This is a genomic window from uncultured Ferrovibrio sp., assembly GCF_937960835.1.
Classification (GTDB): domain Bacteria; phylum Pseudomonadota; class Alphaproteobacteria; order Ferrovibrionales; family Ferrovibrionaceae; genus Ferrovibrio.
This window is the reverse complement of record NZ_CALGPC010000020.1, coordinates 104,769-130,905: the sequence shown is the minus strand read 5'-3', so window position 1 is coordinate 130,905 and position 26,137 is coordinate 104,769. Positions and strand designations below refer to the sequence as shown.

Annotated in this window: 29 protein-coding genes and 1 tRNA gene; 12 read left to right on the top strand and 18 right to left on the bottom strand. The window is 63.4% G+C overall.

The annotated features are described in order from the left end of the window. Position 1: 1 nt before the first annotated feature. Genes Q0603_RS18890 through murA form a run of 5 tightly spaced genes read right to left on the bottom strand, consistent with a single transcriptional unit; the run spans position 2 to position 4,238 of the window. Positions 2–493, bottom strand: a complete 492-nt coding sequence (locus tag Q0603_RS18890; protein WP_298728631.1) for a UPF0262 family protein — start codon at positions 491–493, stop codon at positions 2–4. Continuing rightward, positions 490–1,791 (bottom strand): histidinol dehydrogenase, encoded by a 1,302-nt coding sequence (gene hisD / locus Q0603_RS18885; RefSeq protein WP_298728629.1) that lies wholly within the window; start codon positions 1,789–1,791, stop codon positions 490–492. Before hisD ends, Q0603_RS18890 begins: the two co-directional genes overlap by 4 nt. Continuing rightward, the gene (gene hisG, locus Q0603_RS18880) at positions 1,781–2,482 is read right to left on the bottom strand and encodes an ATP phosphoribosyltransferase (protein ID WP_298728627.1); all 702 of its coding nucleotides are present in this window, start codon (positions 2,480–2,482) and stop codon (positions 1,781–1,783) included. Before hisG ends, hisD begins: the two co-directional genes overlap by 11 nt. Continuing rightward, on the bottom strand, positions 2,479–2,955 hold the full coding sequence (locus Q0603_RS18875; protein WP_298728625.1) for a DUF2948 family protein: 477 nt from the start codon (positions 2,953–2,955) through the stop codon (positions 2,479–2,481). The genes hisG and Q0603_RS18875 overlap by 4 nt, the downstream gene beginning before the upstream one ends. Positions 2,956–2,957: 2 nt before the next feature. Next, a complete protein-coding gene (gene murA / locus Q0603_RS18870) occupies positions 2,958–4,238 on the bottom strand; it encodes a UDP-N-acetylglucosamine 1-carboxyvinyltransferase (RefSeq protein WP_298728623.1) in 1,281 nt (426 codons plus the stop codon). A gap of 253 nt (positions 4,239–4,491) precedes the next feature. On the opposite strand from murA, the gene Q0603_RS18865 reads away from it, so the two are divergent. Then, positions 4,492–4,884: a hypothetical protein gene (locus Q0603_RS18865; RefSeq protein ID WP_298728621.1), complete on the top strand. Its 393-nt coding sequence runs from the start codon at positions 4,492–4,494 to the stop codon at positions 4,882–4,884. 250 nt (positions 4,885–5,134) lie between these two features. Beyond that, entirely contained in the window at positions 5,135–6,223 is a 1,089-nt protein-coding gene (locus tag Q0603_RS18860) for a hypothetical protein (RefSeq protein ID WP_298728619.1), read from the top strand. 34 nt (positions 6,224–6,257) lie between these two features. Here the strand turns inward: Q0603_RS18860 and dcd are convergent, their stop codons facing one another. From dcd to Q0603_RS18845, 3 genes are read right to left on the bottom strand one after another with little or no spacing between them, the layout of a single operon-like run. Continuing rightward, on the bottom strand, positions 6,258–6,812 hold the full coding sequence (gene dcd / locus Q0603_RS18855) for a dCTP deaminase (RefSeq protein ID WP_298728617.1): 555 nt from the start codon (positions 6,810–6,812) through the stop codon (positions 6,258–6,260). Positions 6,813–6,858: 46 nt separating this feature from the next. After that, on the bottom strand, positions 6,859–7,179 hold the full coding sequence (locus Q0603_RS18850) for a hypothetical protein (RefSeq protein WP_298728615.1): 321 nt from the start codon (positions 7,177–7,179) through the stop codon (positions 6,859–6,861). Continuing rightward, complete coding sequence (locus Q0603_RS18845) at positions 7,172–7,819, bottom strand: CYTH domain-containing protein (RefSeq protein WP_298728613.1); 648 nt, start codon at positions 7,817–7,819, stop codon at positions 7,172–7,174. The genes Q0603_RS18850 and Q0603_RS18845 overlap by 8 nt, the downstream gene beginning before the upstream one ends. A gap of 248 nt (positions 7,820–8,067) precedes the next feature. Here Q0603_RS18845 and Q0603_RS18840 point away from each other — a divergent pair. Together Q0603_RS18840 and Q0603_RS18835 are read left to right on the top strand one after the other, a co-directional pair. Beyond that, positions 8,068–8,142: transfer RNA gene (locus Q0603_RS18840), tRNA-Thr, on the top strand. Between the two features lie 76 nt (positions 8,143–8,218). Beyond that, positions 8,219–8,812, top strand: a complete 594-nt coding sequence (locus Q0603_RS18835) for a PAS domain-containing protein (RefSeq protein WP_298728611.1) — start codon at positions 8,219–8,221, stop codon at positions 8,810–8,812. Positions 8,813–8,861: 49 nt separating this feature from the next. On the opposite strand, the gene Q0603_RS18830 is transcribed toward Q0603_RS18835, so the two are convergent. Continuing rightward, positions 8,862–9,227 carry a hypothetical protein gene (locus Q0603_RS18830; protein ID WP_298728610.1) on the bottom strand — a complete coding sequence of 122 codons (366 nt, stop codon included), beginning with the start codon at positions 9,225–9,227 and terminating at the stop codon, positions 8,862–8,864. Positions 9,228–9,483: 256 nt separating this feature from the next. Between Q0603_RS18830 and Q0603_RS18825 the strand changes: the two genes are divergently transcribed. After that, on the top strand, positions 9,484–10,947 hold the full coding sequence (locus Q0603_RS18825) for a catalase (protein ID WP_298728608.1): 1,464 nt from the start codon (positions 9,484–9,486) through the stop codon (positions 10,945–10,947). 223 nt (positions 10,948–11,170) lie between these two features. On the opposite strand, the gene Q0603_RS18820 is transcribed toward Q0603_RS18825, so the two are convergent. The 4 genes from Q0603_RS18820 to Q0603_RS18805 form a co-directional block, all read right to left on the bottom strand. Then, a complete protein-coding gene (locus Q0603_RS18820; RefSeq protein ID WP_298728606.1) occupies positions 11,171–12,394 on the bottom strand; it encodes a pentapeptide repeat-containing protein in 1,224 nt (407 codons plus the stop codon). Between the two features lie 111 nt (positions 12,395–12,505). Next, a complete protein-coding gene (locus tag Q0603_RS18815) occupies positions 12,506–13,738 on the bottom strand; it encodes a pentapeptide repeat-containing protein (protein WP_298728604.1) in 1,233 nt (410 codons plus the stop codon). Between the two features lie 120 nt (positions 13,739–13,858). Beyond that, positions 13,859–15,112 carry a pentapeptide repeat-containing protein gene (locus Q0603_RS18810; RefSeq protein ID WP_298728602.1) on the bottom strand — a complete coding sequence of 418 codons (1,254 nt, stop codon included), beginning with the start codon at positions 15,110–15,112 and terminating at the stop codon, positions 13,859–13,861. Positions 15,113–15,249: 137 nt separating this feature from the next. Beyond that, positions 15,250–15,414: a hypothetical protein gene (locus Q0603_RS18805; protein ID WP_298728601.1), complete on the bottom strand. Its 165-nt coding sequence runs from the start codon at positions 15,412–15,414 to the stop codon at positions 15,250–15,252. Here Q0603_RS18805 and Q0603_RS18800 point away from each other — a divergent pair. Beyond that, a complete protein-coding gene (locus Q0603_RS18800) occupies positions 15,404–15,904 on the top strand; it encodes a PilZ domain-containing protein (protein WP_298728599.1) in 501 nt (166 codons plus the stop codon). The two genes, Q0603_RS18805 and Q0603_RS18800, sit on opposite strands and share 11 nt — an antisense overlap. A gap of 25 nt (positions 15,905–15,929) precedes the next feature. On the opposite strand, the gene Q0603_RS18795 is transcribed toward Q0603_RS18800, so the two are convergent. Further along, entirely contained in the window at positions 15,930–16,235 is a 306-nt protein-coding gene (locus Q0603_RS18795; protein ID WP_298728597.1) for a YciI family protein, read from the bottom strand. A 149-nt stretch (positions 16,236–16,384) separates the two neighbouring features. Here Q0603_RS18795 and Q0603_RS18790 point away from each other — a divergent pair, with 149 nt between their 5' ends. Then, positions 16,385–17,647 (top strand): TIGR03862 family flavoprotein, encoded by a 1,263-nt coding sequence (locus Q0603_RS18790; RefSeq protein WP_298728595.1) that lies wholly within the window; start codon positions 16,385–16,387, stop codon positions 17,645–17,647. A gap of 9 nt (positions 17,648–17,656) precedes the next feature. On the opposite strand, the gene Q0603_RS18785 is transcribed toward Q0603_RS18790, so the two are convergent. Next, a complete protein-coding gene (locus tag Q0603_RS18785) occupies positions 17,657–18,511 on the bottom strand; it encodes a DUF2182 domain-containing protein (RefSeq protein WP_298728593.1) in 855 nt (284 codons plus the stop codon). Continuing rightward, positions 18,465–19,256 carry a DUF899 domain-containing protein gene (locus Q0603_RS18780; RefSeq protein WP_298728591.1) on the bottom strand — a complete coding sequence of 264 codons (792 nt, stop codon included), beginning with the start codon at positions 19,254–19,256 and terminating at the stop codon, positions 18,465–18,467. The genes Q0603_RS18785 and Q0603_RS18780 overlap by 47 nt, the downstream gene beginning before the upstream one ends. A 142-nt stretch (positions 19,257–19,398) precedes the next feature. Between Q0603_RS18780 and Q0603_RS18775 the strand changes: the two genes are divergently transcribed. Both Q0603_RS18775 and Q0603_RS18770 read left to right on the top strand, forming a co-directional pair. Beyond that, positions 19,399–20,619, top strand: coding sequence for a helix-turn-helix domain-containing protein (locus Q0603_RS18775; protein WP_298728590.1), 1,221 nt, complete (start codon positions 19,399–19,401; stop codon positions 20,617–20,619). A 31-nt stretch (positions 20,620–20,650) separates the two neighbouring features. After that, a complete protein-coding gene (locus Q0603_RS18770; RefSeq protein ID WP_298728588.1) occupies positions 20,651–21,289 on the top strand; it encodes a PQQ-binding-like beta-propeller repeat protein in 639 nt (212 codons plus the stop codon). A 21-nt stretch (positions 21,290–21,310) separates the two neighbouring features. On the opposite strand, the gene Q0603_RS18765 is transcribed toward Q0603_RS18770, so the two are convergent. After that, positions 21,311–21,934 carry a phosphatase PAP2 family protein gene (locus Q0603_RS18765; protein WP_298728587.1) on the bottom strand — a complete coding sequence of 208 codons (624 nt, stop codon included), beginning with the start codon at positions 21,932–21,934 and terminating at the stop codon, positions 21,311–21,313. Between the two features lie 140 nt (positions 21,935–22,074). Then, positions 22,075–22,860, bottom strand: a complete 786-nt coding sequence (locus Q0603_RS18760) for a MipA/OmpV family protein (protein ID WP_298728585.1) — start codon at positions 22,858–22,860, stop codon at positions 22,075–22,077. 199 nt (positions 22,861–23,059) lie between these two features. Between Q0603_RS18760 and Q0603_RS18755 the strand changes: the two genes are divergently transcribed. The 3 genes from Q0603_RS18755 (at position 23,060) to Q0603_RS18745 (ending at position 26,120) form a co-directional block, all read left to right on the top strand. Beyond that, positions 23,060–23,836 (top strand): response regulator, encoded by a 777-nt coding sequence (locus tag Q0603_RS18755; RefSeq protein ID WP_298728583.1) that lies wholly within the window; start codon positions 23,060–23,062, stop codon positions 23,834–23,836. Continuing rightward, complete coding sequence (locus Q0603_RS18750; RefSeq protein WP_298728581.1) at positions 23,833–25,257, top strand: ATP-binding protein; 1,425 nt, start codon at positions 23,833–23,835, stop codon at positions 25,255–25,257. Before Q0603_RS18755 ends, Q0603_RS18750 begins: the two co-directional genes overlap by 4 nt. A 101-nt stretch (positions 25,258–25,358) precedes the next feature. Beyond that, positions 25,359–26,120: a GntR family transcriptional regulator gene (locus tag Q0603_RS18745; protein WP_298728579.1), complete on the top strand. Its 762-nt coding sequence runs from the start codon at positions 25,359–25,361 to the stop codon at positions 26,118–26,120. Positions 26,121–26,137 lie beyond the last annotated feature (17 nt).

Here is a 26,137-nt window from a genome sequence, read left to right as displayed (position 1 = left end):
CTTACCGGATATGCAGAACGCAAATGAGGGTGAACAGCCGGCGGGCAGTGTCGAAATCGGTTTCGATCTTGCCCTTCAGCCGCTCGCGCAGCAATTCCGACCCCTCATTGTGAATGCCGCGCCGCGCCATATCGAGCGTCTCGATCTGCGACGGCGTTGCCCGCTTGATCGCCTGATAGTAGCTGTCGCAGATGGCAAAATAGTCGCGCACGATGCGGCGGAAGGGCGACAGCGCGAGAATGATCTTGCCCAGCGGCTTCTTATCCTCGTCGCGGATGTCGAAGACCAGGCGGTTCTCCTCGATCGCCAGGCAAAGCTGGAACGGCCCCTGATCCTCATGGGCGCCGAGCGGCGAAAAAACATTCTGCTCGATCAGGTCGAAGATCGCGACCTGGCGCTCATGCTCGATATCGGGCGACCGCCGCACGACACTGCGCTCGTCGAGTTCGATCCCGACGAGACGGTGATTGGCGGGCGGTGCCTTTGCCGTCATGCCGCTCCACTATTCAGGCGAATGGCGACCGACAGCGCATGGCCGTGCAGCCCCTCGGCTTCGGCCAAGGCCACTGCCGCGGGGCCGATCTGACGCAGGGACGCATCGTCGCACTGCACCAGCGTCGTGCGCTTCATGAAATCGAGCAGGTTCAGACCCGATGCAAAGCGCGCCGCGCCGGCGGTCGGCAGCACATGGTTGGGGCCGGCGACGTAATCGCCCACCGCCTCCGGCGTATGGCGGCCGAGGAAGATCGCGCCGGCATGGCGGACTTTCGCGGCGAGCGCCTGCGGATCCTCGACGGCAAGCTCAAGATGCTCCGGCGCGATGGCGTCGATCAGCGGCGCGGCATCGGAGAGCTGCTTGACTGTGATCAGCGCGCCGAACTTCTCCCAGCTGGCCGTTGCGATCTCGGAGCGCGGCATGGTCGAAAGCTGCTGGCGCACAGCGGCGCCGACACGGCCGGCAAAGGCGGCATCGTCGGTGATCAGCACCGACTGCGCGACTTCGTCATGCTCGGCCTGGCTGAGCAGATCGGCGGCGATCCAGGAGGGATCGTTCTTGTTGTCGGCCACGACCAGGATTTCCGATGGGCCCGCCGGATTGTCGATGCCCACCTGGCCAAAGACCAGCCGCTTGGCGGTGACGACGAAGCTGTTGCCCGGGCCGGTGATCTTGTCGACCGGCTTGATGCTTTCGGTGCCATAGGCGAGCGCGGCCACGGCCTGCGCGCCGCCGACGCGATAGGCCTCATGCACGCCGGCCAGCTTGAGCGCCGCCATCACCAGCGGATTGAGTTCGCCGCCCGGCGTCGGCACCACGACGACGACGCGGCGCACGCCGGCCACCACCGCCGGAACCGCATTCATCAGCACGGATGACGGATAGGCCGCCTTGCCGCCCGGCACATAAAGGCCGACGGCATCCAGCGGCGTCCAGCGATGGCCAAGCTTCACGCCCTGCGCGTCGGTATAGAAATCGTCCGACGGCTTCTGCCGGGCGTGGAAGGCGCGGATGCGCTCGGCCGCGACTTGCAGCGCCTGAAACGTCTTCTTGTCCACCTGCGCAGCAGCGGCATCGATCTCCGCCTCGCTGATGCGCAGGCCCAGCCTGGCGGAATCGACCTTGTCGAATTTCGCATTCAGCTCATGCAGCGCCGCATCGCCGCGCTTGCGCACGTCGGCAATGATCTGCGCCACCGTGGCGGTGACATCGGCCTCGGCGTCGCGCTTGGCCTTTACCAGCGCGTCGAAGCGGGCGGCGAAATCGGACTCGGATGCATTCAACTCAACGGGCATGGACAGGCCTTTTCTCGACTACGGCCCGGAACTTTTCCAGCCAGCCGCCTACTTGCTCGGGCCTGGTCTTCAGCGCGGCGCGGTTGACGACCAGACGGGAAGTCACCTGCGCAATCACTTCGACTTCGACCAGACCATTTGCCTTCAAGGTAGCGCCGGTGGAGACCAAGTCCACGATGCGGCGGCAGAGCCCCAGCGTCGGCGCCAGTTCCATCGCGCCGTTCAGTTTGATGCATTCGGCCTGCACGCCGCGGGCGGCGAAATATTTCTGCGTCACATGCGGGTATTTGGTGGCGACGCGCACGTGGCTCCAGCGTTTCGGATCGTCCGATTTCGACAATTCGGCCGGCTCGGCGACGCTCAAGCGGCAATGGCCGATATCGAGATCAAGCGGCGCATAGATCTCGGGGAAATCGAATTCCATCAGCACGTCGTTGCCGGCGACGCCAAGCTGCGCCGCGCCGAAGGCGACGAAAGTGGCAACATCGAAGCTGCGCACGCGGATCAGCTCGATATCCGGCTGGCTGGTGGCAAAGCGCAGCTTGCGGCTGTCCTCGTTGGCGAATTCCGCTTCCGGCTCGATGCCGGCGGCGAGCAGCAGCGGCATCACTTCCTTGAGGATGCGGCCCTTTGGCAGGGCCATCACCAGCTTGGTGTCGCCCCCCTTCATGTCTGTCGGCGAGGCGTTCATTCTTCCACCTTGTGTTGCGGGACGCGCCGGACCGGGAAAGGCGTGCCGATATCCTGCATCTGCGCATCGATGCATTCGACATCCAGCTTCACGGCACCGCCGCCGGCGAAGACGAGCGTCAATTGCGCGGCAGGATCTTCGCGCGGCTCGGCCAGAATGGAGAGCAGCTCCAGCACCGTCTTGCTGTCCTGACGGTCGATTCCGGTGGACTGCACCTTCAGCACGCCATCGAAATGCAGCCCGGCGGCGACGCGGATATGCGGCGTGGCGCGGATCAGGCGGCGCTTGGCATCGGCACGGCCTTCGTCTTCCCAGCGGAAGCGGTTGAGCACCAGGGCGAAGCGGCGCTGGCGCGGCTGATAGGTCATGTCGACGGGGCGCAAGGTGGCGTCCTGCAGGCAGGCCGACAGCACCGTGATGTCCTCGACATCCTCGGCCCGCAGGCGCAGCGGCTGGTAACGCGCAGCAGCCATCGTTATCCCTTCAGTCGCTCGATCACGGCGCCGCAGGCCGCCAGCTTCTCTTCCAGCCGCTCATAGCCGCGGTCGAGATGATAGACACGATTGACGATCGTCTCGCCTTCGGCAGCCAAGCCCGCCAGCACCAGCGAGACCGAGGCGCGCAGATCGGTGGCCATCACCGGCGCGCCGGTCAGCTTGGGCACGCCGCGCACCAGGGCCGACGAGCCATGCACCACGATATTCGCTCCCATGCGGGTCAGTTCCGGCACATGCATGAAGCGGTTTTCGAAGATCGTCTCGGTGATCATCGCCGCCCCTTCGGCCACCGTCATGATCGACATCATCTGCGCCTGCATGTCGGTGGGAAAGCCCGGATAGGGCTGCGTGAGGAAATCGACCCCGCGCAGGCGGCTGCCATTGCGCTGGATGGAAACGCCGCGCGGCGTCTCCTCCACCTTGCAGCCGGCCTCGCGCAGCTTGTCGGCCACGGCTTCGATCAGGTCGAGCCGCGCGCCGATCAGTTCGACATTGCCGCCGCAGATCGCGACCGCCGCCGCATAGGTGCCGGTCTCAATGCGATCGGGCACGATCTTATGCGTGGCGCCATGCAGCGAGCGCTTGCCATGGATGGTCAGATGCTCGCTGCCGACGCCTTCGATATCGGCACCCATCGCGATCAGGCAATGGCAGAGATCGGTGATCTCCGGCTCGCGCGCGGCATTCTCAAGGACAGTGGTGCCCTCGGCCAGAGCGGCAGCCATCAGCAGATTCTCGGTGGCGCCAACGGAGACCATGGGAAAGCGGATCACGCCGCCCTTCAGGCCTTTGGGCGCCTTGGCCTTGATATAGCCGCCCTCGACCTCGATCTCGGCGCCGAGGGTCTTCAGTCCCATCAGATGCAGATCGACCGGCCGCGTGCCGATGGCGCAGCCGCCGGGCAGCGACACTTCCGCTTCGCCAAACCGCGCCAGCAAAGGGCCCAGCACCAGCACGGAGGCGCGCATCTTGCGCACGATATCGTAGGGCGCCAGCGTGGATTCGATCTTTGCCGCGTTGAGATGGATGGTGCGGCCTTCCGGCGTGCCGTTGCCGCCATCCATCGACACGTCGACCCCGTGCTGCTGCAGCAGATGCGCCATGGTGGCGATATCCGCCAGATGCGGGACATTGGACAACGTCAAGGTCTGGTCGGTCAGCAGGCTGGCGGTCATCAGCGGCAGGGCGGCGTTCTTCGCCCCCCCAATCGCGATGCTTCCTTCCAGCGGCCTGCCGCCACGTAACCGGATACGATCCATATAAACCTTTGATTTTTAAGGGCCGCTGGCTCCAGGACCGCACGGCGCGCGATATCGTGTCAGCCGCTTGTCTAGCGCAGACCGGCCGGAATCGCCAGAGCGAGCGCCTGATTTGGGCACGCCAGGGGGCGGCGGCCGAATGGCGATGTCATCCTCTGAACGGAGGATGTCGGCGGGAACGGACCTGCCTATAGGGGAAGGGCCTTACAGGCATCGCTCCCACGGGGGGGCTACTTTTGGACAGGAGGCAGACATGCGTTACTCGATCCCCGCTCTCGCCGCTGTGCTGGCGGCATCCTTTACCCTGACGGCCCAAGCCCAGACTGTCGCCGTGGCACCGACCCAAGCGCCGCCGCAGCAGGACATGGTCCGCATGAAATCCGACGCCAATGCGGTGGTTGCCGCTTTGCGCAACGGCATGCCGCTCGGCTATCTGTGCTTCCGCGGCGAAGACGGCGTACGGCGGACCGTCAGCGCCACCTTCGATGACGTGCTGAAGGCCAAGCAGGAGGCCGCGGCCAAGTCGAACACCGCCTTTACCATCGGCTATGACCGCAAGCAGGCGGAAGCCATGGTCGGCGACGCGATGGTGGCAAGCTGCGTTGCGTCCTACGTCGGCGCCGCTTCGGCTTATCCCAGCTTCTGATCGCAAAACCCAGCCCGCATCCGACGCCGCGGCGGATTTCGCCGCGGCGTTTGTTTTTCCGGCCGTGCGCCGCGCCAAAGGGTTGTCAGCAGACGGATCGCCACCGCCATCACAGCGGCATGATCAAAAAAACCGCTTGCATCCTCCAAATGGAGGATGCGGGAATATTCCCGTGCATTAAGCGTGGCAGACATGATAACGGCCGGTGGGGAAGGCCGCTCTTCGATGATCTCCAGGAGGCAGTGGAGACATGGAAAAGCTCGATATGGCGATCGCCAGCCTTTATGACGCCGCTGCAGATCCTGCATTGTGGCCGAGCGCACTAAACGAAATCGCTAGCGCAACAGGCACCTTCAGCTCCATCGTCTATACGGCAGGCCGGCGCCGGGAGGACGGCGGCATCTGGACCGGCTCGGCCGCCGTCATCGAAATGATGGATGACTTCAGCAACTACTATGTCGACCACGATGTCTGGCGGCACGCGCTGTTTAAGAAATATGGCGGCCGCCCGGGATTGTATCTCAGCGACGAGATGTATCCTTGTGAAGAATTGGTGAAGACCGAATTCTATAACGACTTCCTGCGGCGGCAGGAGGTCGGCCGCCTCGTGGCGATGACCCACGATGACATCATTCTCTCCGTCCATCGCCGCATTCATGATTCCTGTTTCGAGGACCGGGTGGTCGATGTCTGCAGCAGGCTCCGCCCCCATGTCCAACGCGCCTATCAGCTGCATAACCGCCTGCATGAGGCCCGGCAGCGCTATGCCATGCTGGAGGAAGCGCTGGATGCCGATCCGATCGCGCAGTTCCTGGTCGATGGCAGCGGCCGCATTTTGCACATGAACACTGCAGCCGGCCTGCTGATCATCCGGCGCGATTGCATCACCACCGTCCAGGGCCGCCTGGTCGCGATCAGCCCGTCAAAAGCACCAGCTCTGGCTTCCATGATCTCGGCGGCGGCCAGAACCTCCGCCCGGCGCGGCGACGCCCTCAGCATCGCCAAGGAAAATGGCCGCCCCTATCAGATCCTGGTCGTACCATTGGGCGATATGCGGGGAGGGCAGGTGCTGGTCACGATCAACGACCCGGATGCCGAGACGCCGCCCGATCTGGGTGCGATACTGCAGAAGCTTTATGGCCTGACGCCGGCCGAGGCGCGGGTCTGCCTGGCATTGATGGAGGATATGACACCGGCTGAGATCGCCGAGCAGAACAACGTCTCGCGCACGACCGTAGTGAGCCAGTTGCGCAGCGTCTTCAGCAAGACGGATACCAGCCGTCAGTCGCAGCTGATGCGCCTGCTGCAGTCGATCCCGAAGACCCGTCCGCGGCGCTGAGGCGCTTCAGCGTCCCTCCGGCGTCGAAGCCGGTTCAGAGTTTGGGCAGCGTAACCCCGCGCTGGCCCATATATTTGCCGGCACGGTCCTTGTAGCTGACCTCGCAGGGCTGATCGCCCTTCAAAAACAGGAACTGGCAGGCGCCTTCATTGGCGTAGATCTTCGCCGGCAGCGGCGTGGTGTTGGAGAATTCCAGCGTCACGTGGCCCTCCCATTCGGGCTCCAGCGGCGTGACGTTGACGATGATGCCGCAGCGGGCATAGGTGCTCTTGCCCAAGCAGATCACCAGCACGTCGCGCGGGATGCGGAAATATTCCACCGTGCGCGCCAGCGCGAAGGAATTCGGCGGGATCACGCAGACATCGGTCTCGCGATCGACGAAGGAATTCGAGGAGAACTGCTTCGGATCGACCACCGCGCTGTCGACATTGGTGAAGATCTTGAATTCGCGGGCGACGCGGGCGTCGTAGCCGTAGGAGGACAGGCCGTAGGAGATCGTGCCCTCGCGCTTCTGCTGCTCGACGAAGGGTTCAATCATGCCGTGTTCCTTCGCCATCTGGCGAATCCAGATATCGGACATCACGGCCATCGAACCATCCCCCTCTGACTTGCGTAGCTTGCGCAGGCGCCCCGGCTTACGCGGCGCCATCCTTGCGGTCAAGGGCTGGCGCCGCCGCTGGCGGCGCGCCTGCCCCTGTCTCTTGTCCCGTCTCTTGTCCCGTCTCTTGTCCCGTCTCTGCTTCGGTCCCTGGGCCTGTCTCTCCGGCGGCCCCTTCAGCCTGGCGGGCGCGGACCTGCTGCTTGCGGCGCAGCAGATTGGCCCGCAGCCGGGCGGCCAGCCGGGCTTCACGCGTGGCGGCATCCAGTTCGGGCCAGTGATTGGATTGCTGGCTGGGATTGGATTGCTGGCCGGGATTGGATTGCTGGCTGGCTGGTTTTGCGGATCGTTCAGACATGCTCGGAAAGCGGTGTCGGGGTCTCAGTGCCGTCCTCTTCGGCGGTGCCCTGCCCGGCCCTGCCCTGGCCGGTATCGCGCAGCAGGCGCCGCACGGCGAGGGCCAGCTCGGCCGGCGCATCCTCGCCATGATCGGGCGATTGCGCCAGGGCGGCGTTGCGGTAGCGCGGATCGTCGGTGACTTCCGTCCCGATCCAGTCCGGCAAGACGAGCGGATAATCGGCCTTGGGCAATTCGATCTCGACCAGCCAGAGCCCGTCATGGCGGTCCAGGAAACGGTCGATCTCCCAGGCTAGGCCATCGGCGGCAGGAATGCGGTAGCGGATCTTGCTGATCAGCCTTTCGGCCGGCAAGGCGGCCAGCATGCGCTGTGCGAAATCGAACGGCAGCGGGTGCTCGATCTCCCGCCGTTCCCGCCCCGACTGGGCGGATTTCAGTGTCAGCCAGGCATTACGTTTGGCCAGGTCCTGCCCGGCGCCGGGCTGCGTTGCGGTGCGCAGCCGCACCGTCCATCCGTCGATGGTGCCGAAATAGCCCTGCCTCAGGGCCGGGCCTGTCAGACCGGCCACGATACTGGAGTCGCGCAGCAGGAATTTCCGCTCGATCTCCGCTCCGACCCTGGTCGTCTCCGCGCCGATCATGTTGCAGGCCTAGCTGGGGCTTCCCGCTCAAAGAGGCGGGAAGCCGGGTGTCTGAGGGCCGCCCAGCGATATCGAAGCCGGAGGCCTTAAGTCAACCGCAAAGCCCTGACTGCGACAAAGAAGCCGGTAAGCCAAGGAAAATATTGGCGGAAAAAGCCCTTAGCTCTGGCTTGCGCGGATCGCCAGCCTATGGCAGTTTCCGCGCCCGACGCCGGCCGTCCCCGTCCTGGACGCGGACTTCCTAGCAGGCTGCCGTAGCTCAGTGGTAGAGCACTCCCTTGGTAAGGGAGAGGTCGCGAGTTCAATCCTCGCCGGCAGCACCAGCTTCCGAGTAAAATCCTCCCGCCAAAACACGCAAAACGGCAGCAAGACGGCGCGCCCTGCTATAATCTGTCCCCGATGAGCACCTTTCCTACGGCGTCGATCTTTGCCGACGAACCGATCCTTTCGGATGTCGCGCAGTACTGGGCAGAGAAGCGGCGCGGCCGCCTCATGCCTGATCGCAGCGATATCGACCCGCTGCATCTGCCGCCCCGCGTCTGGCCGAATCTGCTGCTGTCGGAACCAGTGCCGGACAGCAGCGCGATCTATTACCGCCTGGTCGGCTCGGCTCATGTCGAACGCTATACCTTCGACTTCACCGGCAAGACCACGGCAGAAATCATGCAGGGCAGCTATCGCCAGTATATGGAATCCCTGTACGGCGCGGTGCTGGGACGAGGCCTGCCGGTCTATTCGGAAAGCCGGTTCCGCTGGGACACGGGCGGCTTTGCCGCCGGGCATGCTTTTACGCGGCGTTTGATGCTGCCGCTCAGTCTTGGCGATGAAACCAAGGCAGCACAGGTACTCAGCGTGCAGGTCTGGCCGACGCGCCTGCCGGTTTCGCCGCGGCCGATCCCCGAACTTGGCAGCAATGAGGAATTTTACGGAAACCTCATCCTGCTCGACCGCGACAGCTTCCAGCCTGTGGAAGAGCCGGAAGTCACACGCTAGCCGCCTCACGCCAGCCGCATTCGGAGCAGGCGCATTCGGGCAGGCGCGTTCAGGGCAGGCGCGGGCGCTCCATATACCGCGTCAGCACGCGCAGGCGGGCATCGCCGGTATTGGTGACGCTGATCCAGGGGCGGTTGAACGTCTCGTAGACCTCCGCCTTCCCGTTCGCAGCGACATCGACAATCCGGCTGATCGGCGCATCCAGACTGAGGCGTCCGGGCGTGGCCGACGGATTGGTGATGATGATCGTGGTATAGGCGCCGCGCTCGCCGGTATCGATGGTGACGGTGGCGCCCGGATCGATCTGATAGGCGCCGGCCATCGCCGGCGGAACGAACGGTATCGTGGCAGCGAGCAGCAACGCCGCCATCGTCAGCAAATAGGTCGGCTGAAGCCGCCGGATTGTCCTGGCCATGATGCGCTCCTTGGCTGATGGCTCATTTCGTCGTCCAGGAGATGGCGCGACACCGGCTGGTGTAAAAGCCCGAAAACGGCGGCTTGTGCCGGGTGTCACATGCAGGTGATCTCGAAATGCGGTGCGAAAGCTGCAATCGAGCTAGTCGATCATATTATCAAAAACAATCAATTTCACCAATGCAGATTCCCTCCCTAGGCTTCTCTCCATCGGCCGCCCGGATGGTCCGGGGCCTGAAGACCTGAGAGAGCGAGTCATGTCCAACCCCACCAAACCCGTTCTGACCACCGCCGGCGGCGCGCCGGTCGCTGACAACCAGAATTCCCTGAGCGCGGGCGCCCGTGGTCCGCTGCTGCTGCAGGATGTGCATCTGATCGAGAAGCTGGCTGCATTCAACCGCGAGCGCATCCCCGAGCGCGTGGTGCACGCCAAGGGCTCAGCCGCCTATGGCACGCTGACTGTCACCAACGACATCACCCGCTACACCAAGGCGAAGGTCTTCACACCCGGCAAGAAGACCGACCTGATCCTGCGCTTCTCCACCGTCGCCGGCGAACGCGGCGCGGCCGATGCCGAGCGCGACGTGCGCGGCTTTGCGCTGAAGTTCTATACCGAAGAGGGCAACTGGGACCTGGTCGGCAACAACACGCCGGTCTTCTTCGTGCGCGATCCGCTGAAGTTCCCCGATTTCATCCATACGCAGAAGCGCGATCCGAAGACCAATCTGCGCAACGCGACCGCGATGTGGGACTTCTGGAGCCTGAGCCCGGAAAGCCTGCACCAGGTGACCTATCTGTTCGGCGACCGCGGCCTGCCGCTGAGCTATCGCCACATGAACGGCTATGGCAGCCATACCTATAGCTTCATCAATGCGCAGAATGAGCGCTTCTGGGTGAAGTTCCACTTCCACTCCCATCAGGGCGTGAAGAGCATCACGGCCGAGGAATCGGCGCGCATCATCGGCGTCGACCGCGAGAGCAATCAGGCCGACCTCTATGACGCCATCGAGCGCGGCGACTATCCGCGCTGGACGATGTCGGTGCAGATCATGCCGGAGCTGGATGCGGAGAAGACGCCGTATAATCCGTTCGACCTGACCAAGGTCTGGCCGCATAAGGATTACCCGCTGATCGAAGTCGGCGTGATCGAGCTGAACCGCAACCCGGAGAACTATTTCGCCGAAGTTGAACAGGCCGCCTTCGCGCCCAGCAACATCGTTCCGGGTATCGGCTTCTCGCCCGACAAGATGCTGCAGGGCCGCCTGTTTGCCTATGCCGATGCGCATCGCTATCGCCTGGGCGTCAACCACCACGCGATCCCGGTCAATCAGCCGCGCTGCCCGTTCCACAACTACCAGCGCGACGGCGCGATGCAGACCGGCCGCAATGGCGGCGGCGCGCCGAATTATGAACCGAATTCCTTCGGCGGTCCGGTGCAGTCGGCGGCAGCGAGCGAGCCGCCGCTGAAGATCAGCGGCGATGCCGATCGCTATGACCATCGCGAGGGCAATGACGATTACACCCAGCCGGGCGCCCTGTTCCGCCTGATGAGCAAGGACGAGCAGGAGCGGCTGATGGACAATATCGCCAATGCCATGCGCGGCGTGCCGGAATTCATTCAGCGGCGCCAGATCGCGCATTTCGCCAAGGCCGACCCGGCTTACGGTGCTGGCGTGGCCAAACGTCTGGGCCTGGATCAGGCACAGGCCGCGGCGGAGTAGTTCTCAGGCTCCTCTCCCGTCACGGCAAGGCGGCGGCCGGCGCACTTAATGCGCCGGCCGCTCGTGCATTCGAAGTCATCATTCCGTCCGGATTGCGATGCCGAGCACGCTCTTGGCATGTCACCAGTCGAACAGCTGCCCGAGACGCCGATCGGCAAAACTCAAAGATGAATCAAGCTCTACGGTCATGGCGCTTTATAGGCCGCGGGCGGCCGGAACGCTATCAGGCGGCGCCGCTGAGGCCTATGCAGTTGCGCAGATCGGCGCCCGCCAGATTGGCGCGCGCCAGCTTGGTGGAGCTTAAGTCGATATGATCGAGAGTGGCGCCGCGCAGATCGGCGCCGGTGAGATCCGCGCCGGTGAATTGCGGATACAGAACGCGGCTGACCGATTCCTTATCGGTGCTGAATACCGGCGCGCCCACCAGCTTCGCGCCGCGGAAAGTAGCGTGGACGAGATGCGCACCGGTGAAATTCACGCCACCGAGATCGGCCTGATCGAAATTCGCCTCCGACAGTTCAGCCCCGAGGAAGCTTGCGAACAGCAATTGCGCACGGCTGAAATCCGCGCCTTGCAGGTCGCAGCCATGAAGCTCCGCCCCGCGCAGGTCGCAGCTTGAGAAGTCGCAGCCGGTGAGGCGCTTCCCGCTCAGGATCGCGCGCGCGCCTTCGGCGCCACCAGTGGCGATCCAGCGGCTATGGGCGTGCAGCATCACCTCTATCTCGGTCGGCAGACTGGCTGCTTTGCGATAGACCGCGTTGGAGAGGTCGACCCCCTTCAGATTGACCTTCGACAGATCGACGTTGCGCAGGTTCGCGCCGCGCAGATCAGCACCCTGCAGCAGCGCGCCGTTCAGGTTCGCGCCGACCAGATTGACATCGCGCAGCCGCGCGGCCGTCAGATTGGCGCCGCTGAGATCGGCACCGGCGAGATTGACGGCGAACATGCTGGCATTGGAGAAGTTCGCGCCGATCGCAGACGAAACCACCAGATTGGCTTCATCAAGCTGCGCAGCGCGCAGATCGGCGCCGTCGAGCTTGGCCTCGCTCAAGTTGGCGACCTGGGCGCGGGAGCCCGAGCCATCGTCGACCATGATCTGTCCGGGACGCAGGTCGGCCTGATTCAGCGACGCGCCGCGCAGGACCGACTTCATCATATTGGCGCCGCGCAGGTCGCTGCGGTCGAGAATCGCGCCTGACAGATCAGCGCGCATGAAATCCGCAGCAAAGAGATCTGCGCGCCGCAGCTCCGCCTTCACCAGGGAGCTGCCGACGAACTGGCACAGTGCCAGCACCGCATCGTTGAGCTTGGCATTATCCAGACGCAAAAAACTGAAATCCGCGCCGCGGCGCTGCAGCCGCTCTCCATCGACGCGGCCGGCAGCCCAGGCGGCATGACGCGACAGTGCCACGGTGAGCTGGGCGGATGGGAAGCGAAGTTCAGTCAAAGCAGCAACCCTTTTGCCGAGAATTGGATTCGGCGGTTTTCTATCTTTAACCTAGAAAACCCCCCGGTGGCGAACAAGCGTATTTCCAGTAACGGGCTGGATTCCAAAGCGTTACGCGCTGCGGCTCCCTTTATGCAGGCCGACGCATTGCCGCAGCTCGGTGCCTTGCAGATTGGCAAGGGAAAGATCTGCCGTAGCGAAATCAATGCCTTCGAAGATGGCTCCGCGCAGGTCGGCCTTGGACAGGTCAGCCGACTGGAAACGCGGATAGACAACCTTGCCGGTCCGCTGGTTGCGAGCGTTGTAAATGTCCACGCCCACAGCGCGGGCGCCGCGCCAGCGGCTTTCGGCCAAGCTGGCGCCGGTGAAATTGGTACCGCTCAAGTCAGCCATGTCGAAGCAGGCCTTGCGCAGATTGGCGCCGGCGAAGCTGGTGAACATCAGCTGCGCATTCGAGAAATCGGCACCCATCAGCGAGGCATTCTGCAGTTCTGCGCCGCGCAGGTCGCAGCCGGAGAAATTGCAGCCATCCAGCTTGCGCCCGTTCAGCACCGCGCGCTGGCCCTCGGCGCCGCCAGTGGCGATCCACAGGCTATGCGCCTTCAGGATCTCTTCGATCTCCTGCGGCAGTGTCTCGCCCTTGCGGAACACGGCGCCCTGCAGGACCACACCATCGAGATCGACTTCCGACAGATCGACATTGCGCAGATTGGCGCCGCGCAGATCGGCGCCTTTCAGCTTGGCGCCGGCGAGATTGGCGCCAATCAGATTGGCATCCTTCATCCGCGCGCCGGAGAGATTCGCCCCCGACAGATCGGCGCCAGCAAGATTCACCGCGAAAAGATTGGCATTGGTGAAGGAGGCATTGACGGCCGAGGCAACGGCCATCTGCGCCTGATCGAGCTGGGCATTCCTGAAATCGGCGCCGTCGAGCTTGGCGCCATTGAGATTGGCCGCCACCTCTTTGCTGCCATCGGTTTCGGCCAGCATGATCTGGCCGGGGCGCAGATCGACCTGGTGGAGCGAGGCCTGACGCAGAATGGCGTTGCCCAGATTGGCGCCGCGCAGATCGGCCCGGTCGAACACCACGCGGCTGAGATCGGCCTTATGGAAATCGGCGCAGAAGAGGTCCGCGCGGCGCAGCTCTGCGCCGGCCAGCGAGGCCTCGGTGAAGGTGGCGCGCGGCAGGATGGCATCATCGAGCTTGACGCCGTCGAGCTTCAGCTTTGCATAATGCCTCGCCGGTTGCTGCAGACGGCTGCCGCCCGGACGCCCCGCTAAAAAAGCGGCGTGTCGGGAGAGGATGACCTGGACCTCATGCGACGGGAGAGAGCAGTCGGACATGGCGAGAGAAAAACGTGCAGATTTTTTCTACTGCAACTAGTTCCGACGACACTAGATAGTCAACTATGCCGGCGCAACCACTAAGTGCGCGCCGTCACAATTGATAGGAATTCCGAATATTTACGAGCGGCGTCCGGTGCGGATGCCATTACAGTGTCTTAATTCCGCCCCGGCGATATTAACTTTCTCAAACACGGTGCTGGAGAAATCGACCCCCTCCACCGCCGCGCCGCGCAGATCGACGCCGGTCAGATCGGCATTGTCGAAACGGGGAAAGATGATCTTCCCGGTCTTCTGATTCAGCGCGTTGAAGATCTCGACGCCGACAAGCTGCGCGCCGCGCAATTGCGCGCCCGCCAGGATCGTCCCGGAGAAATTGGCACCGCCCAGCGAAGCCTGATCGAAATTGGCCTTGCGCAGATCGGCACCGACGAAACTGGCAAACAAAAGCTGGCTCTTGGTGAAGAAGGCGCCGGCAAGATTGGTTTCGTGGAAGATCGCGGCGCGCAGGTCGCAGCTGGAGAAATCATAGCCCGGCAGCTTCATATGGCTGAACACGGCGCGCTCGCCTTCCAGGCCGTTGGAGGCGATCCATTTGCCATGCGCAGCCAGCTTGGCCTCGATGTCAGGCGGCAACTGCGCCTGGCCTTCGCGATAGACCGCGCCTTGCAGATTGGCGCCGGAGAGATCGACGCCGGAGAGGTCGACGCTGCGCAGATTGGCGCCGCGCAGATCGCAATTGGCCAGCTTCGCGCCTTCCAGATTGGCGCCGACAAAAGTGGTGTCCTTCAGCCGCGCGCCGGAGAAATCGGCGCCTGAGAGATCGGCGCCGGTGAGATTGACGGCGAACAGCGAGGCGCCGACGAAGGTGGCGCCGACCGCGCTGGAATTGCTCAGATTGGCATGGTCCATATGCGCGTGGCCAAGATTGGCCTCGTCCAGATTGGCGCCGTACATGTTGACGGGCACATCCTGCTTGCCCTCGGCGCCATCCTTGTCGCCGCTGTCCTTGTCATGCTGCACGATCTGGCCGGGCCGCAGATCGGCCTGGCGGAACGAGGTCTGCTTCAGCGTCGCCATGAGGAAATTGGCGCCGCGCAGATCGGCCCGGTCGAAAACGGCGTTGGTCAGGTCGGAGCGGCTGAAATCGACGCCAAACAGATCGGCGCGCAAAAACTGTGCGTTCTTGAGCGAGGAGCCGGCAAAGCTGCAGCCCGGCAGGATGGCGTCGTCCAGCACCGCGCCATCGAGCTTCAGATCGGCAAAGTCCTCCGAGCGGCGCTGCAAACGCACACCGCCGGGCCGGCTATTCAGATAGGCTTGATGGCGCGACAGGGCCCAGACTACGGGCTCCGGCGGCAAGCGCGCGGACATGGGGTTCTATTTCTTCCGTCTGTCGTCGGGATGTTTCAAGGCCGAGGGCCAGTTTAGAGAAAGCTGTCCCGTGCCGCCATGGTTTTGTCGGCTCATTAAGGCCTTGAATCCCACTTCCCTTGACAGGGCAGGTCCCGCTAGTCTGCGCCCGAAGCAGGGAGATTAAGGCCGATGGCCAGCAGGAAGAAGTCAGTTGCCAAGTCGAAGCCGGTTAAGACCGCCCAGAAGACGGGAGGCGGGAAGGCGGCAAGCGCGAAGGCCGGACGCGCAAAAACAGGGACCAGCAAAACCGTGACCGCCAAGGCTGGATCCGCGAAGGCTAGAACCGCCAAGGTCCAAGCCCCCAAGGCAGGAGCCGCCAAAACCGGAGCCGCCAAGAAGACGGCGACCGCCAAATCTCCGGCCAAAGCCAAGGTCGTTATAGCCGAGACCGCGAACCGACGCCGGTTTCAGCGCCGCGAAACCCATATCAACGCACGGCTCGATTACAACGACCGCAGGATCGACGGCATGGTGACCAACCTGTCTCTGCAGGGCTGCCTGTTCACGCCGCGCGTCCCGGTTCCCGTCGGCACGCGGGTCAAACTGCATCTGCATGGCGAGGCCAATGCTGTGGCCGCCACGGTGAAAGCCGTCACCAGCCAGGGCGTTCATTGCCTGCTGCATGCCGGCGGCGCCACGCTCAGCCGGCTGTCTGCCGATCTGGACGATCTCGCGCTGCTGATGCTCGATGCCGGCCGGCCGCATGAAGTGCCGGTCAAAGCCGTGGCCAGCAGGCGCCGGACCGCCTAAACAAAGGCTCGAAAAGCCGCCGGCATTACTGCGGCGGCGGAAAGCCGGTCTTCTGCGGCCAAAGATTGGCGAAGGCGCGGATCGAAACCGAAGCATAGACGCCATTGCGCGTGAACGGCTCCTGCTCAAGCCAGGCTTCGGCGGCGGCGCGGTCGGGGAAATCGATCACCAGCAGACTGCCCTGCATCGTCGTGCCGTCATCGGCCAGCAACGGCCCGGCGAAGGCAATACGATCGGCCACGTTCGCCAGATACTCCTTATGGGCGGGGCGCCATGTCTGGCGCAGCGCTGCCGAACCCGGTTTGTCGATATTGTAAAAGCAAAACAGCATCGCTTTCCTCACACATGATGCCGCGACAGGCGGATGCTCTTCAGGCTATGCCGGGTGCGGGCCGCTGCCAACCATCGCGCATAATCCTGCATATCGGCCCGGCGGCAGTCATCGACGGCGGCCAGGCTCTCCGGCTACAGTCCGGCCCCATGTCTTCTCCGTCTTCTCCGTCTTCTCCGTCTTCTCCGGCCTCTTCCATTCCATCCAACACGCCGCCGCGCGTCGCCGTCATCGGCGGCGGACCGGCCGGATTGATGGCGGCCGAGGTCATCGCCAAGGCGGGATTGAGCGTCACCGTGTTCGAGCGCATGCCAAGCGTGGGACGCAAGCTGCTGATGGCGGGACGCGGCGGCCTGAACATCACCCATTCCGAGCCGATCGAGCAGTTCCGCAGCCGCTACGGCGCGGCGGCAGCATGGATGTCGCCGCTGCTGGACGCTTTTCCGCCAGCGGCCTTGCGCGCCTGGTGCGACGATCTGGGGCAGGAAACATTCGTCGGCAGCAGCGGCCGCGTCTTCCCACGCGCGATGAAGGCAAGTCCCTTGCTGCGCGCCTGGATCGGGCGGCTGGAGGCTTTGGGCGTGCGGCTGGTGACGCGGGCCGAGTGGACCGGCTGGAACGCGGCCGGCGCGCTGACCTTCCGCGATGGCAGCGACCATAAAGCCGATGCGACCGTGCTCGCTTTGGGCGGCGCGTCCTGGCCGCGGCTCGGCGCCGATGGAAGCTGGGTGCCGTTGCTGCCCGATATCGGGGTCGCACCGCTTAAACCGGCCAATTGCGGCTTCGAAGTCGCCTGGTCGGCGCATTTCCGCAGCCGTTATGCCGGAACACCGCTGAAGCGCATCGCCGTATCCTTCAATGGCCAAATGGTTCGCGGCGAAGCGATGATCACCGCCAATGGCATTGAAGGCGGCGCGATCTATGCCGTCTCTGCGGCAGCACGCGATGCCATCCTCCGCGATGGCGCAGCCGAACTGCAGATCGATCTGCGGCCTGATATCGATGCCGCAGATCTGACCACACAATTGGCAGAGCCGCGGCGCGGCGCATCGCTGTCCAACTTTCTGCGCAAGCGCGTGAACCTCGCGCCGGTCGCCATCGGGCTGGTGCAGGAAGCGTTGCATCGCGGCGACACGGCCTTAGATGCGGCATCGCTGGCACGTCTGATCAAGGCATGGCCCTTGCGCCTTGTCGCCCCTTCCGGCCTCGCGCGGGCCATTTCCACGGCTGGCGGCGTCGTACTGTCCGAACTGGATGAGAATCTGATGCTGCGCCGCCGACCGGGTGTTTTCGTTGCGGGCGAGATGCTGGACTGGGAAGCGCCGACCGGCGGCTATCTGCTGCAAGGCTGTCTCGCCACCGGCATGGCGGCCGGCCGCGGCGTGCTGTCATGGCTTGGCCAAGGCGTATGACGCCAGGCGTCAGAACCAAACTGATTGAAGCAGCAGGCAAAGCCCGGCAGCGATAGCAGCGACTCCCGTAAGGCCCGCGATGCGGCGGCCCTCAGGCATGAGCCGCTCCATCGCAATCGCCAGCGTGATCAGCATCATGGCCCAGATATTCATGACGCCAATGGCCAGCAGAATGACCATCAGTCCTGCGCAGCTTTTGATACAGTTCCAACCGTAGCGCAGCCCGTACCGCAAGGCAGGCCCAATGCCTGGCTTTATCTCAGCACAGCCTGCTGGCATATCGCGGCAGCTTGCCAGATGGCGCGCCTTCCAGCGGGAGAGTTGAAATACGCCTCCGCCCAGCACAGCCATTCCCGCAACGATTGGTACCTTACGCGCCAGGGCCATCTCGCGCAGCATGAGTTCGGACATGGCCGCGCCCAAAACGAAGATCGCAAGCCCTAGGCCAATCCAGATGGCGAAATATCCCGAGGCGGCGAGCAGCATCCAGACGTCCGGCGTCGTGTGATGGATTGTCTGACGCCAGTGCCAGAGCATCGGCGCGACGGCCGGCAGCATCATTGCCACCGTCATCACCGACCACATGCCGATGAAGGAGGCCATGGCGGTTGCCCAGCTCTGTCCGCAGACCGGCATCCAGGCCATCGACAATGTCCAGCCGCCGGGCATCGGCAGCCCCGCATCCATGTCCGCCATCGCGCCGCCCCATGCCAACGTCACCGACAGACTGGCGACGAAGAGCAGGGCCAGGATGCACAGGAAATTCCGTTGGGCTGCCGATGTGAACATGGGGATGCGTTGATATTGAGTGCGTTGATTACGAACTGCAGCAGCCGGCGTGGTTCTGCATGGCATCGTATTCATCGCGACGGCGGCACCAGACTCCCGTTTCCTGTCGGCCTTTCGGTGCCCGGTCGAGCCATTGGTACATCCCCCAGAGGCCATCGAGGCCGCGGGCATAAGTGGAATAGGTGTGGTAGATGACGCCATCTTCCTGCACGAAGGCGCTTAGGCCCGGACGGTCGCGCGCATAACTCTGTGCATCGGTGCCGGACATGGCCGCCATCTGGACGACGGGCTCCGGTAACGGCGCCAGGTCCATCGCATGGCCGTTGCGCCGGTAATTGTATTCTATGGCGTTCTGGCGCTGCTGCTCCTCGGTGAAGGAGACGTTGAAATCGTAATTGAAGTCGCTACCCTGCGACGAAGCCCAGGGAAAGCTCCATCCCATGCGCCGCTTATAGGCCTGCAGCTTGGCGAGCGGCGCACGCGATACTGCCATCAGCATGACATCATGATTCGCCAGGTGAATGGCGAAGCCATCGAACCCATCGGCCAGCGCCGAGCAGGACACGCAGCCTGCGGACCAATCGGGTCCGAACATGAAATGATAGACCAGCAGCTGCGAGCGCCCCTGGAACAAGTCGACCAGCGTTGCGCTGCCCGCATCGGTATCGAAACTGTATGTCTTGTCGACACGAACCCAGGGCAAGGCCTGGCGCTGCCGCGCCAGTTCGTCGCTTTGGCGGGTTAAGGCCTTCTCGGCTTCCAGCAGCTCCAGTCGCGCCGCCAGCCATTCTTCACGCGTGCCAATCCTGTGCATGGTCATGATCGCTCTCCTTGTTCGATGGCAGGAGCAGGCTAGTGCCGTTGCGGCCCTGGCTGGGAGTTACAAGTGTGTCGGGATTTCACCGCGCTGGCTGCCCGCCATGCAGTGCAGTAGGATTGTCGCCGGATCTTGCGGAGCTCCTATGGACTCGTTGATTACGGCCGCCGCGCGCGCTCTTGCCGAGGGTGATCCCCTCGGCGCTTTGAACCGGGTCGCTTTGCGTGACGACCCGCCGGCTTTGGCATTGCGCGGCATCGCGATGGCACAGCTTGGTGATTTCACCAAAGCAAAACTTCTGCTGCGCAAGGCCTCGCGCACCTTCGGTGTCAAGGAAGCTGTTGCCCGGGCGCGTTGCGTGGTGGCCGAGGCGGAAATCGCACTGGCATCGCGTGACCTGAGCTGGCCGGAAAAGAAACTGGAGGCCGCGAGAATGGTGCTCGAGACCCATGGCGATCTGGCGAACGCCGCGCATGCGCGGCATCTCGAAGTACGGCGGCTTCTCCTGATCGGCCGCCTGCAGGAGGCTGAACGCAAACTCGCCCTGCTCGACCCAGCGCCCATGCGGCCAGCCCTGCGTGCCAGCCACGAACTGGCCGTCGCCGGCATAGCGATGCGCAAACTGCAAACTAAGGCAGCGCGTGCAGCGCTGGAACGGGCGGGCCGGGCGGCACAGCGCTCCGGGATCTCTGCCTTGATGGGGGAAGTGGAAAGCGCGCTGCGCATGCTGGAAGCCCCAGCGGCGCGGCTGATCGCGCGCGGGCAGCACCGCCTGCTTATGCTGAGCGATGTCGAGGCTTTGCAGACCCCGAAACGGCTCATCGTCGATGCCTGCCGCTATGTCGTGCGGGAAAAGCAGAATCTCGTCTCTCTTGCCAGCCGGCCGGTGCTGTTTTCACTGGCGCGCACGCTAGCAGAAGCCTGGCCGAATGATGTCTCGCGCGAGGATCTTGTGGCGCATACCTTTCGCGCCCGGCATGCCGATGAATCGCATCGCGCACGCCTGCGGGTGGAGATCGGCCGGCTGCGGACGGCGTTGCGCGATCTCGCCGAGATCAATGCCTCCCCATCAGGCTTCGTCCTGGTACCGCGCTATGCCGAGGAAGTCGTTGTCCTGGCGCGCCCCGTAGAGGAGGAGCATGCCGCAATACTCGCCCTGCTCTCCGATGGCGAGGCCTGGTCGAGTTCGGCGCTGGCGATGGCCCTGGGCACCAGCCAGCGCACGATCCAGCGCGCATTGGAGGATCTGGCGGTGGCTGGCAAGGCGCAGTCCTTTGGGCAGGGCCGGGCCCGGCGCTGGATGACAACTCCGATACCGGGATTCACGACGACATTGTTACTCCCTGGTCCGCTGCCTGGCAGCTAACCTGCATGGGCAACAGCGAGAAGGATTTCCCATGAAACGCAGCCCTGCAGAGATCATCCGCGAATACGGTCCCTTTCCAGGCATCGAAACTGTGCACGGCCTTACCTTCGACGGGCGGAATGTCTGGTTTGCCTCCGGAGACAAAGTCATCGCACTGGATCCGGACAGCGGCCAGACGATGCGGGCGATCGAGGTGCCTGCCGATGCCGGCACGGCCTTTGACGGGCAATATCTGTTTCAGATCGCCGAAAAGGTCATTCAGAAGATTGACCCCAAAAATGGCAAGGTGCTTGCCACCATCCCGGCACCCGGCAATGGCTGTGATTCAGGGCTGGCCTGGGCCGAGGGCACGCTATGGGTTGGTGAATATCAGGCGCGCAAGATCCATCAGATCGATCCCGAAACCGGCGCGGTGTTGCGCAGCATCGAATCCAACCGTTTCGTCACCGGCGTTACCTGGGTCGACGGCGAACTCTGGCACGGCACCTGGGAAGGCGATGAAAGCGAGCTGAGGAGGATCGACCCGCAAACCGGCAAGGTCATGGAAAGCATCGGAATGCCGGCAGGAACCGGCGTGTCCGGCCTGGAAGCCGATGGTCGGGACCGCTTCTATTGCGGCGGCGGGCGCAGCGGCAAGGTCCGCGCCGTGCGCCGGCCTCACCGGACATGATACGCATCCTGAACTGGCCTCTCAGCGGCGATCCAGCGGTTCGTTGGATGCCGCATGGCGCGGGGCGCTAGGGGTGAAGGCGCTGCCAGCAAAGCCCTGATCGTCGTCAGCGATGGCAGCCCGTTCCGCCCGATTCAGGTAGCGCTGCAGGAACAAAGCAATCGCACCGGACAGGGCGGCGCTGGCGACGACGTCGCTGACGAAATGCTCGCCGATCACAAAACGCGTTGAAGCCAGAACCATCCCGTAGCCGATGAAGGCCCACCGTGCCGGACGGAAAGCGAGCGCGGCTGCAAAGGAGAAAGCCAGCGCGGCGGTGGCATGGGACGACGGCATGGAATCGAAAGGCTTGAATCCCTCCAGCCAGGAAAGATCATCCAGGCCGTGATCCAGCAGCAGATGCGGCCGCGGGCGGCCCAGAATAATGGCGACGGCCTCTCCCGCCAGAATGCTGACCGCCATTGTTACGAATATATAGAGGGCGCGGACGCGAAGCAGGGCTGTCTTACCCAACAGGGTGACATCCCCGAAAAGATAAGAGACGACGAAAATAATGGCGGTGCCAAGCAGATAGGGCCAAGCGTCGCCGTAATCCGTTATCACCTCGGCGATATCGACGACCCAGCTTTCCCGCTGCGCGCGCATGAACGACGCCGCAGCTGGATCCACCAGCATTGCCGAGACCGGACATAGCACTATCGCCAGCATCAGGGGCACAAGCCATCGGTTCTCCTGCCGCGCCAAGACGCGGATCAATCCCGGGCGTATGGACAATTCCGTCATCGTCAGAACCGGTAACTGAGGAAAAGGCCGGTGATGAACTGGCTGTCGGAGCCGCGATCCTCCACCAGCGGGCTGTCAGCTGCATCGCCCAGCATCCGCTTGTAGCCGAGCCGTCCAGTGAGCACCCAATGGTCGGTCAGGCTGTAATCGAGATCGAAGCTCACGCCGACATCCTTGATTCCGCTGCCCGGCTGATAGGCCCGCATGCCGCTGCGGGCCGATTGCGCTGCCGTGACGCCGAAGAAAGTTTCCATGTAACTTTCATCGGCCCAGGTGGTGGAAAGCTCGCTGCGCAGCCGCATCTTGGGCGAGAAGGCATGGCGATGACTGGCAGACAGCTTTGCGGTGAAGCCGTCATGGCTGCCGCTGACGTCCTGTAAGATCGTCAAACCGGCCGCCCAGGCGCCGATGCCGTAGGTGATGAAGCCGCCGAGTTCGATGCCGCCATCGATATCGCCCATGCCGTGCAGGTCATCGCTGTCATCCTCGTCGCGTCCGGGCTGGTATCGGATCAAGGGGCCGATCTGCAGCTTGTCGCCATCACGCGGGCCCTGCCAGGTGAGCGCATTCGCACCGAGCGTGGCTCCGCGCAGGAAAACTAGGTCCCGGTAGCTCACCATCAATAGCGGCAGCGGATCGAAATCGTATTCGTCGCTGCCTTCATATTCCGGGCGATACAGAACCCCCGCGCCAAGACTGACTTTCCAGTCCTTGCCGGATGCATCTCTTTGCGACGCCTGCTGCGCCAGTGTAGCGGCTGGCGCAGCCAGAAAGATGACGGCCGTCACGAGCGTGCTTGCGACGGAAATGCGGGGAGTTTTTTTCATCACAAAGGCTTTTTATGGTCGTGGCCGGAGCGGCCGGCGATTTGAGTGAGGGAGTGAGGATGGCGCCACCCTACCCAATCCGGCGCTCCGGTCGATGACGGCTGCGTATCAATATGTTTCAGAATGTTGCTGTAGGGCAGCGCGGCGACGACGGACTGCTATGGTGCGCGCTCAGAAATCTTCCTGCAGAGATCCTGCCTTGAATCCGGCCAGCATCCACGTTCTGATTGTTGATGATGATCATCGAATTCGCGCCATGCTTGCGCGTTTTCTCACCGATCATGGCCTGCGCGTAAGCCAGGCCGGCGACGGCAGGGAAATGTTTACCATCTGCAGCAGCGCCCGGATCGATGTCATCGTGCTCGACATCATGATGCCGGGCGAGGACGGCCTGTCGCTGTGCCGGCGCCTGCGCGCGCAGAGCAGCGTGCCGATCATTTTGCTGACGGCGATGAGCGGCGATACCGACCGCATCATCGGACTGGAGATCGGCGCCGACGATTACGTGGTCAAGCCATTTAATCCGCGTGAACTGCTCGCCCGCATCCGCGCCGTCACCCGCCGCCTCGGCGCCGCCAGCATCAACGCCGAGCGGCCGGTGGCGTCCGTCTATGCGTTTGGCGGCTGGCGGCTCAATGCCAGCCGCCGCACCCTTACCTCGCCATCCGGCATGCTGACCGATCTGACCAGCGGCGAATTCGATCTGCTGCTGGCCTTTCTGGAGCATCCGCAGCGCGTGCTGAGCCGCGAGCAGCTGCTCGATCTTGCCCATGGCCGCATCAACCAGTCTTATGATCGCAGCATCGACGTGCAGATCAGCCGTCTGCGCCGCAAGATCGAAGCCAATCCGCAGGAGCCGGTCTTCATCAAGACCATCCGCAATGAAGGCTATCTCTTCACCGCGCCGGTCGCTCTGCTGCGGGATGATGCTGCATGAGGGTGCAGATTTCCTTCTGGTCGCGTCTGCGGCTTGCCCCGCGCATCGCCCTGGTGATCGTCGGCTCTCTTCTTGCGGTGGAAGCCGTCGACAAGTTGATGCCGCTGGTGATCCGGCCGCCCGATGTCATGTTCATGGATCGCGACTGGCTGCTGGACAGGCTGGAGGAGTATCACAGTCACAGCCTCAAGACGCCCGCTGCCGAACGCATGGCGCGGTTGCAGGATCTTCCGGCACAGCAATGGCTGGATGTCGCCACGCCGAACGCTCCTTTGGATTTCAGCCATACGGAACGCCCCGGCGGCTTTGCCGATCTTCATCAGCGGATTGCCAAGAGGCTCGGGCTCACGCCGCAGGATGTGGTCATCCGGGCGGACGATCCGGACGATCCCGAATATTCCCGCCGGCCGCTTGTGATCATCCTGCCGCCGTTGCCCATCGTGATCACGGATGTCTTCGATGAGCGCAGCGCCAACATGCTGAGCAGCGATCTGCGCATCGCTGTCCGCATCGGCCCGGAAGAATGGCTGATGGTGACGCCGAAAAGCGACGGCCAGGAAATGGTGCGCATGATCCGCAACGTGGCCTTGCCGCTGCTGGCGGTGGTCCTGATCGGCGCAGTGTCAATCTGGGTTGCGCGCGGCATCGTAAAGCCGCTGGACGACCTGGCGGCGGCGGCCGAGAAACTTGGCCGCGAACGGGAACTCAGTCTGGTCGGCGACTTCAACACGCCGGAACTGCAGGCCATCGGCAATTCGTTCAACGCCATGCAACGGCGCCTGAAACGCTTCGTCGATGACCGCCTGCACATGATCGCTGCGATCAGCCACGACCTGCGCACGCCGCTGACGCGGCTGCGGCTCTTTGCCGAGTATCTGCCCGATCCAGACCAGCGCCGGCAGGTTCTGTCCGATATCAACGACATGGAAGAAATGGTCAGCACCACGCTGACGTTCGCCAGCAATCGTCTGAAAAATGAAGCCCGCAGCGCCGTCGATCTTGCATCCTTGGCAATCAGCCTGTGCGACACCGCCGCCGATGCTGGCTGCGCCATCATCTATGATGGTCCAGATCACGCCGAACTGACCTGCCGCCCGGTGGCGATCCGCCGCGCGCTTGGCAATCTGATCGACAATGGCTGCAAGTTCGGCAGCCGGGTTGTCGTGACTTTGCGCGCATCCGACAAGGAAATCATCATCACCGTGGCCGACGATGGCCCCGGGATTCCCATTGATCAGCGTGAAGATGCCTTCCGTCCCTTCATGCGGCTGGAAAGTTCGCGCAACCGGGAAACCGGGGGCACGGGCCTTGGACTGACCATCGCGCGCGATGTGATTCATGCCCATGACGGCACAATCACATTGGGAAAGGCCGATATCGGCGGCCTGCTGGTAACGGTGACGATCCCGAAAGTGGCGTAAAATCTAAAGAGCCCGCGCCCGCCAGACTTTGGTCGAAGCGGAATGTCGTTGACAGCCCCTCGACCACAGATATCTTGTATACAAGATATGCCAGAGGCGAGATGATCCTTCAGCGCTCGAGCGTCAAACCCCTGCCGGCCCGGCCTGCCTTGCGCTCGGCCCCACGCTCGACGGCGGCAGCGCTGGTCTATGACCGCCTGCGCAGTCAGATTCTCTCACTCGCCATCCCGCCCGGCGCGGCCTTGTCGGAGAATGAACTGGCAAAAAGCTTTGGCGTCAGCCGCACGCCGGTGCGCGAAGCCCTGCTGCGGCTCGCCGATGAAATGCTGGTCGAGATCGTGCCCAAATCGGGCACCACGGTCAGCCGTATTCCCTATTCGCAATTGCCCGAGGCCATCGCGATCCGCAAGGTGCTGGAAGAACTCGCCGTGCGCACGGCCTGCGAGCGCGCCAGCAAAAGCCAGCTGACCAACATCTGGATGCAGGTGGAGCGGCAGCGCGAAGCCGATCATGCCGGCGACATCGACGCTTTTCATGAGGCGGATGAGGCCTTCCACGCGGCGATTGCCGATGCCGCCGGCTATCCCAGCATCTGGCAGCTGGTCAAACAGGTGAAGCTGCAGGTCGACCGCTATCGCCGCCTGACCTTGCCGGAAACCGGCCGCATGGCGCGGGTGATCGAGGAACATGCCGCCGTGATTGCGGCAATCGAGAAAGGCGATGCGGCGCGGGCGATGACGGCCATGCGCGGCCATCTCGAAGGCCTGGAGCATAGCCTGCCCAATATCCGCAACCTCAATCCGGACTATTTCGTGGAAGACGTCGGCGAGTTCGCTCGTCCAACAACAATGAATGGGAAGTGAGTATGCGAAGCTAGCGT

Bases quoted from the DNA above. Each gene is read 5' to 3' on its own strand.
- Q0603_RS18890 (WP_298728631.1), bottom strand. From the start codon at position 493: ATGACGGCAAAGGCACCGCCCGCCAATCACCGTCTCGTCGGGATCGAA.
- hisD (WP_298728629.1), bottom strand. From the start codon at position 1,791: ATGCCCGTTGAGTTGAATGCATCCGAGTCCGATTTCGCCGCCCGCTTC.
- hisG (WP_298728627.1), bottom strand. From the start codon at position 2,482: ATGAACGCCTCGCCGACAGACATGAAGGGGGGCGACACCAAGCTGGTG.
- Q0603_RS18875 (WP_298728625.1), bottom strand. From the start codon at position 2,955: ATGGCTGCTGCGCGTTACCAGCCGCTGCGCCTGCGGGCCGAGGATGTC.
- murA (WP_298728623.1), bottom strand. From the start codon at position 4,238: ATGGATCGTATCCGGTTACGTGGCGGCAGGCCGCTGGAAGGAAGCATC.
- Q0603_RS18865 (WP_298728621.1), top strand. From the start codon at position 4,492: ATGCGTTACTCGATCCCCGCTCTCGCCGCTGTGCTGGCGGCATCCTTT.
- Q0603_RS18860 (WP_298728619.1), top strand. From the start codon at position 5,135: ATGGAAAAGCTCGATATGGCGATCGCCAGCCTTTATGACGCCGCTGCA.
- dcd (WP_298728617.1), bottom strand. From the start codon at position 6,812: ATGGCCGTGATGTCCGATATCTGGATTCGCCAGATGGCGAAGGAACAC.
- Q0603_RS18850 (WP_298728615.1), bottom strand. From the start codon at position 7,179: ATGTCTGAACGATCCGCAAAACCAGCCAGCCAGCAATCCAATCCCGGC.
- Q0603_RS18845 (WP_298728613.1), bottom strand. From the start codon at position 7,819: ATGATCGGCGCGGAGACGACCAGGGTCGGAGCGGAGATCGAGCGGAAA.
- Q0603_RS18835 (WP_298728611.1), top strand. From the start codon at position 8,219: ATGAGCACCTTTCCTACGGCGTCGATCTTTGCCGACGAACCGATCCTT.
- Q0603_RS18830 (WP_298728610.1), bottom strand. From the start codon at position 9,227: ATGGCCAGGACAATCCGGCGGCTTCAGCCGACCTATTTGCTGACGATG.
- Q0603_RS18825 (WP_298728608.1), top strand. From the start codon at position 9,484: ATGTCCAACCCCACCAAACCCGTTCTGACCACCGCCGGCGGCGCGCCG.
- Q0603_RS18815 (WP_298728604.1), bottom strand. From the start codon at position 13,738: ATGTCCGACTGCTCTCTCCCGTCGCATGAGGTCCAGGTCATCCTCTCC.
- Q0603_RS18810 (WP_298728602.1), bottom strand. From the start codon at position 15,112: ATGTCCGCGCGCTTGCCGCCGGAGCCCGTAGTCTGGGCCCTGTCGCGC.
- Q0603_RS18795 (WP_298728597.1), bottom strand. From the start codon at position 16,235: ATGCTGTTTTGCTTTTACAATATCGACAAACCGGGTTCGGCAGCGCTG.
- Q0603_RS18790 (WP_298728595.1), top strand. From the start codon at position 16,385: ATGTCTTCTCCGTCTTCTCCGTCTTCTCCGTCTTCTCCGGCCTCTTCC.
- Q0603_RS18785 (WP_298728593.1), bottom strand. From the start codon at position 18,511: ATGAATACGATGCCATGCAGAACCACGCCGGCTGCTGCAGTTCGTAAT.
- Q0603_RS18780 (WP_298728591.1), bottom strand. From the start codon at position 19,256: ATGACCATGCACAGGATTGGCACGCGTGAAGAATGGCTGGCGGCGCGA.
- Q0603_RS18775 (WP_298728590.1), top strand. From the start codon at position 19,399: ATGGACTCGTTGATTACGGCCGCCGCGCGCGCTCTTGCCGAGGGTGAT.
- Q0603_RS18770 (WP_298728588.1), top strand. From the start codon at position 20,651: ATGAAACGCAGCCCTGCAGAGATCATCCGCGAATACGGTCCCTTTCCA.
- Q0603_RS18765 (WP_298728587.1), bottom strand. From the start codon at position 21,934: ATGCGCGCGCAGCGGGAAAGCTGGGTCGTCGATATCGCCGAGGTGATA.
- Q0603_RS18755 (WP_298728583.1), top strand. From the start codon at position 23,060: ATGGTGCGCGCTCAGAAATCTTCCTGCAGAGATCCTGCCTTGAATCCG.
- Q0603_RS18750 (WP_298728581.1), top strand. From the start codon at position 23,833: ATGAGGGTGCAGATTTCCTTCTGGTCGCGTCTGCGGCTTGCCCCGCGC.
- Q0603_RS18745 (WP_298728579.1), top strand. From the start codon at position 25,359: ATGATCCTTCAGCGCTCGAGCGTCAAACCCCTGCCGGCCCGGCCTGCC.